Origin of the sequence: Rhodococcus sp. PSBB066, from assembly GCF_017068255.1 — a bacterium.
GTDB classification, from domain to species: domain Bacteria; phylum Actinomycetota; class Actinomycetes; order Mycobacteriales; family Mycobacteriaceae; genus Rhodococcus; species Rhodococcus aetherivorans.
In genome coordinates this window covers 4597468-4609493 of the sequence record NZ_CP070859.1, presented here as the reverse complement: position 1 = coordinate 4609493, position 12026 = coordinate 4597468, and the positions used below count along the sequence as shown (strand labels likewise).

Sequence of the window (12026 nt, the reverse complement as noted above, 5' to 3'; positions counted from 1 at the left end):
AAGAACTTCTTAACGGAGGATTCCATGGGTCATCTCTCCTCCCGGAGCGTCCTCGTGGCGCTCGCGGTCACCTCGGTGCTGGCCGCCACGGCCTGCGCGGATTCCGAACCGGCCCCCGCTGCCGAGCGTTCCCCCGGCTCGCTGATCAGCACCCGGCCGCTGACGAGCGCGGCGGCGCTGCCCAGCGCGGCGCGCACGGAACTGATCACCTACCTCTCGGAGGACGCCACGGGACGCCCGATCCTCGTGTCGGGCACCGTCGCGATCCCGCGCGGCGACGCCCCCGGCGGAGGATGGCCGGTGATCAGCTGGGCGCACGGCACGACGGGTGTCGGAGATGCCTGCGCGCCCTCGGCCGACACGGTCGGCGGACCCGCCCACAGCTACCTCTCGCGGACCACCGCGATGCTCGATCGGTGGGTCGCCGACGGCTACGCCGTGGTCCAGACCGACTACGAGGGCCTCGGAACGCCGGGCGGACATCCCTACATGAACGGCGACAGCGCCGCGAACACGGTCGTCGACATCGTGCGTGCCGCACGCGAGGCCGAGCCCGGCATCGGAAACCGGTGGACGGTGATGGGGCACAGCCAGGGCGGGCATGCGGCCCTGTTCACCGCCGCCCAGGGCGCGGAGCGCGCCCCCGAACTGGAACTGCAGGGCGCGGTCGCGTTCGCGCCGGGAAGCCGGACGAGCGAGACCGCCGCCTACTTCGCAACCGGGGGCCCGGGGATCGCGCAGGCCCTGACCTTCCTGCCCGTCCTGTTGCTCGGCGCCGAGGCCGCCGACCCCGAGGTGTCCGCCGACGCGATGCTCACGGACGCGTCCCGTCCGCTGCTCGCGGCGGCGCGCACCGGGTGCATGGACGACGTGCGCAAGGTGGCCGCGACCGTTCCCGTGGACCAGGTGTTCGCGCCCGGTGCGGACGTCGGGCGCCTGACCGAGTACTTCGCCACGCAGGAACTCGAGCAGCTCGCCCTCTCGGTGCCGACCCTCGTCGTGCAGGGCACCGCGGATGTGCTCGTGGCCCGGCAGGTCACCGACGAGGTGACGAAGACCCTGTGCGGCAACGGTTCCCCCCTTGCCTACCGGGTCTACGACGGTGCCGACCACCGCGGCGTGCTCGAGGCCTCCCACGACGACGTGCGGGCCTTCGTCGACGGGGTCCGCTCGGGCGACGCGCCCGAACAGGCCTGCAGCTGAGCCGCTCCCGGGCCCCCGCTCATACGACGGATCCGGTGTAGACGTTCATCGAGTCGCCGCGGAGGAAACCGACCAGGGTCAGGCCGGACTCCGCGGCGAGATCGACCGCCAGCGACGAGGGGGCCGACACCGCTCCGAGCGCCGGGACGCCGGCCATCACGGCCTTCTGCACCAGCTCGAAGGAGGCCCGCCCGCTGACGACGAGGACGGTGTCCGGCAACGGGACCCGGTTCTCGGTCAGTGCCCAGCCGAGCACCTTGTCGACCGCGTTGTGCCGGCCCACGTCCTCCCGCAACGCCAGCAGGGTGCCGTCGGGGGTGAACAGCGCGGCGGCGTGCAACCCACCCGTGCTCTGGAAAACCTTCTGCCGCTGCCGCATTCGTGGTGGCATCGAGGCCAGCGCGCGGGCGGAGACCACGAAGCCGTCGGTCAGCGGGAACCGGGTGCGCCCGCGGATCCGGTCGAGGGACTCCTTCCCGCACACCCCGCACGCGGAGCTGGTGAGGAAGTTGCGGGCGCCCGCACCGTCGGGAACGGAGATCCCCGGCGCGAGGTGGACGTCGAGCACGTTGTAGGTGTTGGCGCCGCTGTCGTCGACGCCGTCGCAGTAGCGCACCACGGAGACGTCCTCGCGGCCGCCGATGATCCCCTCGGCGAGCAGGAATCCGTGGGCGAGTTCCACGTCGTGGCCCGGCGTGCGCATCGTGACCGTCAGGGCGCGGCCGTTGAGGCGGATCTCCAGCGGTTCCTCTACCGCGAGGCTGTCCGGTCGGCGTGCTTGCCCGTCCGCGGTGATCCGCAGGACGGGCCGGCGCGCGGTGACCCGCCCCATCAGTCGGCCCCGGCCCGCTCGAGTCGGACGACGATCGCCTTGGAGACCGGGGTGTTCGACTTCGTCGCGACGTGGTCGAGGGGGACCAGCGGATTGGTCTCCGGGTAGTAGGCGGCCGCGTTGCCGCGCGGGGTGCTGTACGCGACGATCCGGAAGTCGCGGACGCGACGCTCCTGCACCGCGCCGTCGGCGGGCCACTCGGACACGATGTCGACGAGGTCGCCGTCGGCGAATCCGAGTTCGGCGATGTCGTCCGTGTGGACGAACACGACCTTGCGGCCGTTCTTCACGCCGCGGTAGCGGTCGTCGAGCCCGTAGATGGTGGTGTTGTACTGATCGTGGCTGCGCAGCGTCTGCAGCACGAGCCGGCCCGGGGGAGTGGGCACCCACACCAGGTCGTTGACGCTGAAATTGGCCTTGCCGGTGTGCGTGCGGAATTCGCGGTTGTCGCGGGGCGGGTGCGGCAACTGGAACCCGTCGCGCCGGCGGACCTTGGTGTTGTAGTCCTCGCAGCCGGGCACGACCCGCCCGATCGAGTCGCGGATCAGGTCGTAGTTGCCCTCGAACGCCGACCAGCGGACCGGATGGTCGGGGCCGAACAGCTCGCGGGCGAGCCGGCAGACGATCGCGACCTCGCTGTGCAGCTGGTCGCCGACCGGCTGCAACCGGCCCCGTGACAGGTGCACCATGGACATCGAATCCTCCACGGAAACAAGCTGTTTGCCGCTCTCCTGGATGTCGAGGTCGGTGCGTCCGAGGGTGGGCAGGATCAGCGCTGTGCGCCCGTGCACGAGATGGCTGCGGTTGAGCTTGGTCGAGATCTGCACGGTCAGCTCGCAGCGGCGCAACGCCTCCTCGGTGGCGTGGGTGTCCGGGGTCGCGGCGACGAAGTTGCCGCCCATCGCCATGAAGAAGCTCGCCCGGCCGTCGCGCATCGCGCGGATCGCCTCGACGGTGTCGTACCCGTGCCTGCGCGGGCTCGTGATCCCGAACTCGAGGTCCAGCGCGGCGAGGAAGGACTCGGGCATCTTCTCCCAGATGCCCATCGTCCGGTCACCCTGCACGTTCGAATGCCCCCGCACCGGGCAGACCCCGGCCCCGGGCTTGCCGATCATCCCGCGCAGCAGCAGCAGGTTGACCGCCTCGGCGATGGTGGCGACGGCATGGGTGTGCTGAGTCAGGCCCATCGCCCAGCACGCCACGGTGCGTTGGGAGGTGGCCAGGTCCCGGGCGGTGGACCGCAGCTGCGCCTCGCTCAGCCCGGTGGCCTCGAGGACGGTGCCGAGGTCGACCGCGCGGACGTGCCGCTCGTAGTCGTCGAAGCCGGCGCAGTGGGCCTCGACGAAGGCCCGGTCGATCACGGTGCCGGGCGCGGCGTCCTCCGCCTCGAACAGCAGCCTGCCGAGCCCCTGGAACAGCGCCATGTCGCCACCGAGGCGGATCTGCAGGAACTCGTCGGCGATGTCCGTGCCGTGGCCGAGCACGCCGTCGACGCGCTGCGGGTCCTTGAACCGGAGCAGCCCCGCCTCGGGGAGCGGGTTGATCGCGATGATCTTGGCCCCGTTCTCCTTGGCCTTCACCAGGGTGGAGAGCATGCGCGGATGGTTGGTGCCCGGGTTCTGACCGGCGACGAGGATGAGGTCCGCGTGCTCGAGGTCCGGCACCGACACCGAGCCCTTGCCGATTCCGATGGTCTCGACGAGTGCGCTGCCGGAGGACTCATGGCACATGTTGGAGCAGTCCGGCATGTTGTTGGTGCCGTAGCTGCGGATCAGCAGCTGGTAGAGGAACGCGGCCTCGTTGCTGGTGCGGCCCGACGTGTAGAAGACGGCGTGGTCCGGGGTGGGGAGCGCACGCAGGTGGTCGGCGATCAGCCGGTACGCGTCGTCCCAGTCGACGGGGGTGTAGTGGGTCGCGCCGGGGCGGAGGACCATCGGATGGGTCAGGCGGCCCTGCTGCCCGAGCCAGTAGCCGGTCTTCTCCGACAGTTCCGCGACGGAGTGACGGGCGAAGAACTCGGGCGTGACCGTCCGCAGGGTGGCTTCCTCGGCGACGGCCTTGGCGCCGTTCTCGCAGAACTCCGCGGGCTTGCGGTGGCCGGGCGTCTCGGGCCAGGCGCACCCCGGGCAGTCGAAACCGTGCCGCTGGTTGAGCCGCGGCAGCGTGGCCGCCGTGCGGGCCACGCCCATCTGCTCGTAGGCGCGTTTCAGCGACACCAGGACCGCCGGGACACCGGCGGCGTGGTCCTTGCGTCCGGTGACCTCGAGGTCGGATTCCACGATGTCGTGCAGCGGACCGTGTCGAGTCATGTGTCCATCCTCACCCGCGAGCGATGCGCATACCAGTTCGAACGCTACCGGTCGCCCCCGAGCGAGCGCTCGGCGGTGGGCAGTGCCGGGGGCGAGCCGCCGTTACACGAAGTTCACCGGCGGCTCCCACGCAGATTACACACTGGGTTCACTCTCAGATGACGGTGATTAACAACATAAGACAGTCACCGCGACACGTACGAGGGGCGATCCCTCGGGACTGAACAAGGTGGACACCTATGGAAGAGGCAATCGCTGCCGCCGACACCGCCTGGATTCTCGCGGCCTTCACGGCGGTCTCGCTGATGGTTCCCGGGCTGGCGCTGTTCTACGGCGGCATGGTGAGCGTCCGCAGCACGCTCAACATGATCATGATGACGTTCGCGGGCTTCGCGCTCGTCGGAGTTCTGTGGGTCCTGTTCGGCTACTCGGCGGTGCTCGGAAACTCGCTCGGCGGTGCCGGACTGCTCGGCAACCCCCTCGAGTATCTCGGGCTCGGCCAGCTGCTCGAGGCGCCGGCCGAACCGGGACTCCCGCCGGCGCTGATAGCCGGATTCCAGCTCTTGTTCGCGGGCATCACGGTCGCCCTCGTGTGCGGCGCCCTTGCCGACCGCATGAAGTTCTCGGCCTGGATGGTGTTCGCCGGGCTGTGGGCTGTGCTGGTGTACTTCCCCGTCGCGCACTGGGTCTTCGCGTTCGATTCCGAGGACGGGTCCGTCGTCGGCGGCTGGATCGCCAACACCCTCGGTGCGGTCGACTTCGCCGGCGGCACCGCCGTGCACATCAACGCCGGCATCGCGGCCCTCGCGGTCATCATCGTCCTGGGCAAGCGGCGCTCGTTCCTGAATCCGCCCCGCCCGCACAGCCTTCCGCTGACCGTTCTCGGTGCCGGCATCCTGTTCTTCGGCTGGTTCGGGTTCAACGGCGGTTCCGCGCTCGCCGCGGACAACAACGCCTCGGTCGTCGTGCTCAACACCATCGCCGCGTCGTGCGCCGGCATCTGTGGCTGGCTGATCGTCGAGAAGCTGCGGGAGGGTCACGCCACGACCCTCGGCGCCGCGTCCGGCCTCATCGCCGCGCTCGTCGCGATCACCCCGGCCTGCGGTGCCGTCTCGCCGCTCGGCGCACTGGTCGTCGGTGCCCTGGCCGGTGCGCTGTGCTGCTTCGCGATCTCGCTGAAGTTCCGCCTGGGCTACGACGACGCTCTCGACGTCGTCGGCATCCACCTCGTCGGCGGTGTTCTCGGCACGCTGCTCATCGGTTTACTGGCGGTGCCGGAGGCTCCCAGCGGCGCGGCCGGGCTGTTCTACGGCGGCGGAATCGGCCTGCTCGGCACCCAGACCGTCGCGGTGCTCGCGGTGCTGGCCTACTCCTTCGTCGTCACCTGGATCATCGCCAAGGGTCTCGACCTGGTGATGGGCCTGCGCGTCGATCCGGAGGCCGAGTACGAGGGTCTCGACGTCGTCGTGCACGGCGAGACCGCCTACGTGCTCGACGCGGTGGGCTTCACCGGCACGTCCCGTACGGAGGCGGCGTCGGTCGCGGAGGCGGCGACGGCACTCACGTCCAAGGCGGCAGCCGAGAAGCTCTGACCGAGGACCGACAACGGGTGAGGCCCCCGCTACGGCGGGGGCCTCGTTCGTCGTCGAGCGGGAGATTCTCGCGACGAGGGGGCGGTTACCGCTGCCTGCACCCGCGATGCACCGCGGCGGTGTCCCTCTCGACGCGGAAACCCCCCCGCTCGTGGTGGAGAGCGGGATCAGTCCTGGTGTTTGTCCGGGTACGCGGTGACCGCGAGGAACCGGATGGGCAGGGTGACGAGCTCGTTCGGCCCGTGGATGCCCTCGCCGTCGAGCAGCAGGGCGTCGCCGGGTTGGAGCCGGTACTCGGATTCGCCGTGCCCGTAGACCATCTCGCCCTCGAGCATGTAGAGCAGCTCGGTCCCCGGATGCTGGAACAGCGGGAAGACCTCGCTCGCGTCGGTGAGCGTCACCAGCACGGGCTCGAGCCGCTTGTGCTGGCCCCGCAGCGTGCCGAGCAACTCGTAGTGGTGTCCGACGCGGGTGCCGCGGCCGACGATCTCCGCGCCCTGGCCGGCCTTGACGAACACCGCCTCGCGCTGCGCGTCGGCGCCGCGGAACAGCGACGTCACCGGTACGTCGAGACCTGCGGCCAGGCGGGCGAGGGTCGAGAGGCTGCACGACGTCTGGGCGTTCTCGATCTTCGACAGCATCGCCTTGGAGATGCCCACCTTCGCGGCCATGTCGCCCACGGAGAGCCCGCTGGCGATCCGCAACTTGCGGACCTCCTGTGCGATGGCGCGTTCCAGGTCCACCCCGGTCGGGGTGTCCCGCGGGACCTCCCGGCCCGGCGCGTCGTGCAGTACGGGGCGCTCGGGGCTGCTCATGTCCTCACTGTACGTGCTGTTTCCCGACAGTGGACGATCGTGCGAGGGGCAGGCACACGGAACGAGCGAATGTGCCTTACCGTCGGACAGGCCGACAGTAAGGCACATTCGCTCGGTGGAAGGCGGGCAGCGGCTCAGAAGCCCTGGCCGGGCACCCAGTTGGTGCCGGCCAGTGGCACCCGCGCCATGGCGGCCGACTCGATGGTCAGGGCCACGAGGTCCTGCGGCTCGAGGTTGCGCAGGTGCGACTTGCCGCAGGCGCGTGCGATGGTCTGGGCCTCCATGGTGAGCACGCGCAGGTAGTTCGCGAGGCGGCGGCCGCCCTCGACCGGATCGAACCGGGCCTGCAGGTCCGGATCCTGCGTGGTGATGCCGGCGGGGTCCTTGCCGTCCTGGAAGTCGTCGTAGAACCCGGCGGCCGAGCCGAGCTTCTCGTACTCCGCCTGGTACCGGGGGTTGTTGTCGCCCAACGCGATCAGCGCCGCGGTGCCGATGGCGACGGCGTCCGCGCCGAGGGCCATGGCCTTGGCGACGTCGGCGCCGGACCGGATGCCGCCGGAGACGACGAGCTGCACGCCACCGGGGGTGCGGTGCATTCCCATCTCCTGCAGCGCCTGCACGGCCTGGGGGATCGCGGCGAGGGTGGGAATGCCGACGTGCTCGATGAACACGTCCTGCGTGGCGGCCGTGCCACCCTGCATGCCGTCGACCACGACGACGTCGGCCCCGGCCTTCACGGCGAGCTTGACGTCGTAGTAGGTGCGGGTTGCGCCGACCTTGACGTAGATCGGCTTCTCCCACCCGGTGATCTCGCGCAGTTCGATGATCTTGACGGCGAGGTCGTCCGGGCCGGTCCAGTCGGGGTGCCGGCACGCGCTGCGCTGGTCGATACCGACGGGCAGGGTGCGCATTCCGGCGACGCGCTCGGTGATCTTCTGCCCGAGCAGCATGCCGCCGCCGCCGGGCTTGGCGCCCTGGCCGAGGACGACCTCGATCGCGTCGGCCTTGCGCAGGTCGTCGGGGTTCATCCCGTAGCGCGACGGCAGGTACTGGTAGACGAGGTGCTTGGACTGACCGCGTTCCTCCGGCGTCATGCCGCCGTCGCCGGTGGTGGTGGACGTGCCGACCTCGCTGGCGCCGCGCCCGAGAGCCTCCTTCGCCCGCCCGGACAGCGCCCCGAAGCTCATGCCGGCGATGGTGACCGGGATGTCGAGGTGCAGCGGGTACTTCGCGTGCCGGTCGCCGAGGACCACGTCGGTCTCGCACTTCTCGCGGTAACCCTCGAGCGGGTACCGCGACATCGACGCGCCGAGGAACAGCAGGTCGTCGAAGTGCGGAAGCTTGCGCTTGGCGCCCCATCCGCGGATGTCGTAGATGCCGGTCTCGGCGGCACGCTGGATCTCGTGGATGACGTTGCGGTCGAAGGTGGCCGACTCACGAAGTCCGGGCTGGAAGGTCATGGGAGTCTCCTGGGATGCGGTGCGGGCGGTGCGATCAGTACGCCGAGGCGTTGTCGACGTGGAAGTGGTAGAGCCCGCGGGCGGAGCCGTAGCGGGTGAACTCGGCGGGGTCGGCGTCGAAGCCGGCCGCCCGGAGGAGTTCGCGCAGTTCCTCGAGGTGCTCGGGCCGCATCTCCTTCTTGACGCAGTCCGCACCGAGGGAGGCGACGGTGCCGCGGATGTAGATGCGCGCCTCGTACAACGAATCTCCGAGGGCCTCGCCGGCGTCGCCGAGGACGACGAGCCGTCCGGCCTGTCCCATGAAGGCGCTCATGTGGCCGATGCTGCCGCCGACGACGATGTCGACGCCCTTCATGGAGATGCCGCAGCGGGCGGCGGCATTGCCCTCGATCACCAGCAGCCCGCCGTGGGCCGTGGCGCCGGCGGACTGGGAGGCGTCCCCGGTGACGCGCACGGTGCCCGACATCATGTTCTCGGCGACCCCGACCCCGGCGTTGCCCGCGACGGTGACGGTCGCATGCTTGTTCATCCCGGCGGCGTAGTAGCCGACGTGGCCTTCGATGCGCACGTCGATCGGCCGGTCGAGCCCGCACGCGAGGGCGTGCTTGCCCTGGGGATTGGTCACGGTCACCGCGGCCGGGGCCTCGGTGGCCTGCAGTGCGGCGTTCAGTTCGCGCGTGGTGGTGACGTCCAGGTCGTACGTCGCCGTGGTGGGGAGCGTGTCGGTGGGCAGTGTGTCGGTGCGCAGCGTCTCGGTGGTCATGGGCGTCTCCGGCGTCGAAGAGATGGGGGAAGCGTCGGTGCTGGTCAGCGGTGCCATACGTAGACCCGCTCCGGCTCGGGCTCGAAGATGTGAGCGTCCGCGATGCCGGGCAGGCCGGCGAGGGCCCGGAACTCGGAGGCCATCGCGACGTACGCGTCGGTCTCGGCGACGATCGCCGGCTTGCAGGCGATCGGGTCGCGTACGACGGCGAACGAGTCGGACGTCGACACGAGGAGGGTGTAGAACCCGTCGAAGCGCTCCCCGAGCAGGCGCAGGGCCTTCTCCAGGTCGGCGCCCTCGGCGAGGTGCTTGGCGACGAACCGTGCCCCGACCTCGGTGTCGTTCTCGCTGTCGAATGCCACACCCTCGGCCTCGAGTTCGCGCTTGACCGACAGGTGGTTGGAGAACGAGCCGTTGTGCACCAGGCACTGGTCCGGGCCGACGGCGAACGGGTGCGAGCCGGCGGCGGTGACGGCCGATTCGGTGGCCATGCGGGTGTGGCCGACGCCCTGCCAGCCGGAGGCGGCCGGGATCCCGAAGCGCTCGGCCAGCGCCACCGGATCGCCCATGCCCTTGAGGACGGTCACGTCGTCGCCGAAGCCGATGATCGTTGCACCGGGGTCGACGGCGCGGACGGTGTCGGCGAGCAACTGGGCCGGGACCGGCGCGTGGAGCACGGTGGTGGGGGCCAGGTCGATCGCGGTCACGGTCACGCCGAGTGCGGCACCGGCGGTGGCGGCGACGTCCGGGGCGGCGCCGAGCAGGGACACCGACGCGTGGCCGGCGGGGGAGAAGGTGGGGTCGCCGTAGAGGGCGACTCCGGCCGAATCCGGTCCCCGGTCGACCATCTGGCCGAGCATGCCGGTCAGCAGGCCACCCAGCCGGGGGGCGAGGGAGGCGTCACGCAGGTGAAGCCCGACGATTCCGCACATGGGTCGTCTCTCCTTTACAGGTCGTCGTTCGCGGTGGCCCGTTCGGACCGAACGGGTCAGAAGGCGGTCAGGTAGCTGTCGATCTCCCACGAGGTCACGGTGTTGTGCCAGTGGAAGAACTCCTCCCGCTTGAGGGAGGCGAAGTACTCGGCGACGCCCGGGCCGGCGGCGTCGAGGGCGCCGGTGACGACGGGGTCGGCGGTGAGCGCGTCCATCGCGTGCAGCAGGGTCATCGGCAGCGTCTCCGAGTTCGGGGTGCCGCCGGGTGCGCCGGGATCGAGCTTGCGGTCGATGCCGTCGAGGCCCGCCGCGACGGTCGCGGCGGCAGCGAGGTACGGGTTGGCGGAGCCGTCCCCGCCGCGCAGCTCGACGCGGTTGCCGTCCGGAACGCGGAGGTAGTGGGTGCGGTCGTTGCCGCCGTAGGTGGCGTGCCGCGGCGACCACGTCGCGCCGGAGCTGGTCGCGGTGGCGCCGGTCCGCTTGTAGGAGTTGACGGTCGGGGCGATCACGCCCTGCAGGGCGCAGGCATGGTCGAGGATGCCGGCGATGAACGCGTAGGCGGTCTCGGACAGGCCGAGACCGCGCGGGTCCTCGGCGTCGGGGAAGGCGGAGCCGTCCTCCCGCCACAGCGACAGGTGCATGTGCATGCCCGAGCCGGTGCGGTCGGCGAACGGCTTGGGCATGAAGGTCGCGGTCATGCCGCGCTGCTCGGCGAGCACCGAGATCAGGTAGCGCAGGGTGACGACGCGGTCGGCGGTGGTCATCGCGTCGGCGTACTGGAAGTTCTGCTCGAACTGCCCGTTGCCGTCCTCGTGGTCGTTGGCGTAGTTGCCCCAGCCGAGGGAGTTCATCGCCGCGGAGATCGAGGTCAGGTGCTCGTACATGCGGGTGACGTCACGGGCGTCGTAGCAGGGCTGCCGGGAGGTGTCGAGCACGTCGGCGGTGCGCAGCGTCCCGTCCTCGTCGCGCTGGACGAGGAAGTACTCGATCTCGGCGCCGACCTTGACGGACAGGCCCCGTTCGGCCGCCTTGCCGAGAACCTCCTTCAGGATCACCCGCGGGGCGTAGGGCCAGGGCTTGCCCTCGACGTGGGGATCGCAGTGCACCAGCGCAAGGCCCGGGCGCACGAACGGGATCGGCGTGAAGGAGGTGGGATCCGGGATGGCGACGAGGTCGGGATCCCTGGGGACCTGACCCATGGCTCCGGCGGCGTAGCCCGCGAAGCCGACCCCGTCGGACTGCAGCTCGTCGACCGCCTCGACCGGGACGAGCTTGGCGCAGGGCTTGCCGGCGAGGTTGGTGAACACCGCGAGGATGAAGCGGGTGTCGGTGGCGCGGGCGAGTGCGGCGAGATCGGCGGAGCCGGCGGCATCGGCGGGGGCGTCCGTGGAGGGCAGACGCATCACGGGGAGGTCGGTGGCTTCGAGCGTCATGGGGACTCCTGGGGTTCGGCTGCGAAGTTTCATAAGGTGAATCGCTGTCGAATGCAATGAAACATAGCATGCATGACGGGCGTGTTACGCCGCCGTGAGTTTGTGGTGACGGTCCGGCTCGGCCCGCGCCGCTCGGGGGAGAAACGAATGTTCCTGACGCTGAGAGGATTCGGTTACACGCGTTAACGCGTCGGCAACCGTCGGTGCGTTTCATCTCATTACTGTCTGTTTCACGTCAGCGATCGACGTTCCGTCCTCCCGCCCACGGCCGGTGCAGCCGGCCTCGTTCCTAGGAGCACTCATGGCAGAAACCACCACGGTTCCCGCATTCCGCGTCACCGCCGACTTCTGGAAGACCCTGCCCCAGATGTCCACCGAGGAATTCCCGGGCACCGAGGGCTTCATCGACGACGTCTATCCCAACCCCGAGGGGTCGGAGATGGCCGCGGGCTACTTCAAGCTCGCGCACACCGACGCCCCGCTGGACTACCTGTACGAGTACGACGAGATGAAGGTCGTCCTCGAAGGGGAGTTCCGCCTGGAGAACCTGGATACCGGCCAGGTGGAGATCGCCCGCGCCAAGGACGCGATCTTCTTCCCCAAGGGCTCGCGGATCCGCTTCACCACCCCCGACGGCGCCCTGGCGTTCTACGTCGGCCAGCGCACGTTCGCGCCGTAAGGATCCGG

Annotated in this window: 10 protein-coding genes; 3 read left to right on the top strand and 7 right to left on the bottom strand. The window is 70.2% G+C overall.

The window, feature by feature from the left end:
* The first annotated feature begins 24 nt into the window (after positions 1-24).
* Positions 25-1203, top strand: coding sequence for a lipase family protein (locus JYA75_RS20875; RefSeq protein WP_102800220.1), 1179 nt, complete (start codon positions 25-27; stop codon positions 1201-1203).
* A gap of 19 nt (positions 1204-1222) precedes the next feature.
* On the opposite strand, the gene fdhD is transcribed toward JYA75_RS20875, so the two are convergent.
* Positions 1223-2035, bottom strand: coding sequence for a formate dehydrogenase accessory sulfurtransferase FdhD (fdhD, locus tag JYA75_RS20870; protein ID WP_006937291.1), 813 nt, complete (start codon positions 2033-2035; stop codon positions 1223-1225).
* Positions 2035-4344, bottom strand: coding sequence for an FdhF/YdeP family oxidoreductase (locus JYA75_RS20865; protein ID WP_203329294.1), 2310 nt, complete (start codon positions 4342-4344; stop codon positions 2035-2037). Before JYA75_RS20865 ends, fdhD begins: the two co-directional genes overlap by 1 nt.
* A gap of 239 nt (positions 4345-4583) precedes the next feature.
* On the opposite strand from JYA75_RS20865, the gene JYA75_RS20860 reads away from it, so the two are divergent.
* Complete coding sequence (locus tag JYA75_RS20860) at positions 4584-5936, top strand: ammonium transporter (protein ID WP_043796576.1); 1353 nt, start codon at positions 4584-4586, stop codon at positions 5934-5936.
* Positions 5937-6103: 167 nt separating this feature from the next.
* On the opposite strand, the gene JYA75_RS20855 is transcribed toward JYA75_RS20860, so the two are convergent.
* From JYA75_RS20855 to glnT, 5 genes are all read right to left on the bottom strand, one after another.
* Positions 6104-6751, bottom strand: coding sequence for an XRE family transcriptional regulator (locus tag JYA75_RS20855; RefSeq protein WP_029543111.1), 648 nt, complete (start codon positions 6749-6751; stop codon positions 6104-6106).
* Positions 6752-6885: 134 nt separating this feature from the next.
* A complete protein-coding gene (locus JYA75_RS20850; RefSeq protein WP_006937284.1) occupies positions 6886-8211 on the bottom strand; it encodes an FMN-binding glutamate synthase family protein in 1326 nt (441 codons plus the stop codon).
* Positions 8212-8245: 34 nt separating this feature from the next.
* A complete protein-coding gene (locus JYA75_RS20845; protein WP_231771673.1) occupies positions 8246-8974 on the bottom strand; it encodes a protein glxC in 729 nt (242 codons plus the stop codon).
* A 44-nt stretch (positions 8975-9018) separates the two neighbouring features.
* Positions 9019-9906: a glutamine amidotransferase gene (locus tag JYA75_RS20840; RefSeq protein WP_006937281.1), complete on the bottom strand. Its 888-nt coding sequence runs from the start codon at positions 9904-9906 to the stop codon at positions 9019-9021.
* Between the two features lie 56 nt (positions 9907-9962).
* The gene (gene glnT / locus JYA75_RS20835) at positions 9963-11339 is read right to left on the bottom strand and encodes a type III glutamate--ammonia ligase (RefSeq protein WP_010592825.1); all 1377 of its coding nucleotides are present in this window, start codon (positions 11337-11339) and stop codon (positions 9963-9965) included.
* A 301-nt stretch (positions 11340-11640) separates the two neighbouring features.
* Between glnT and JYA75_RS20830 the strand changes: the two genes are divergently transcribed.
* A complete protein-coding gene (locus JYA75_RS20830; RefSeq protein ID WP_029543116.1) occupies positions 11641-12018 on the top strand; it encodes an ethanolamine utilization protein in 378 nt (125 codons plus the stop codon).
* Positions 12019-12026: the final 8 nt, after the last annotated feature.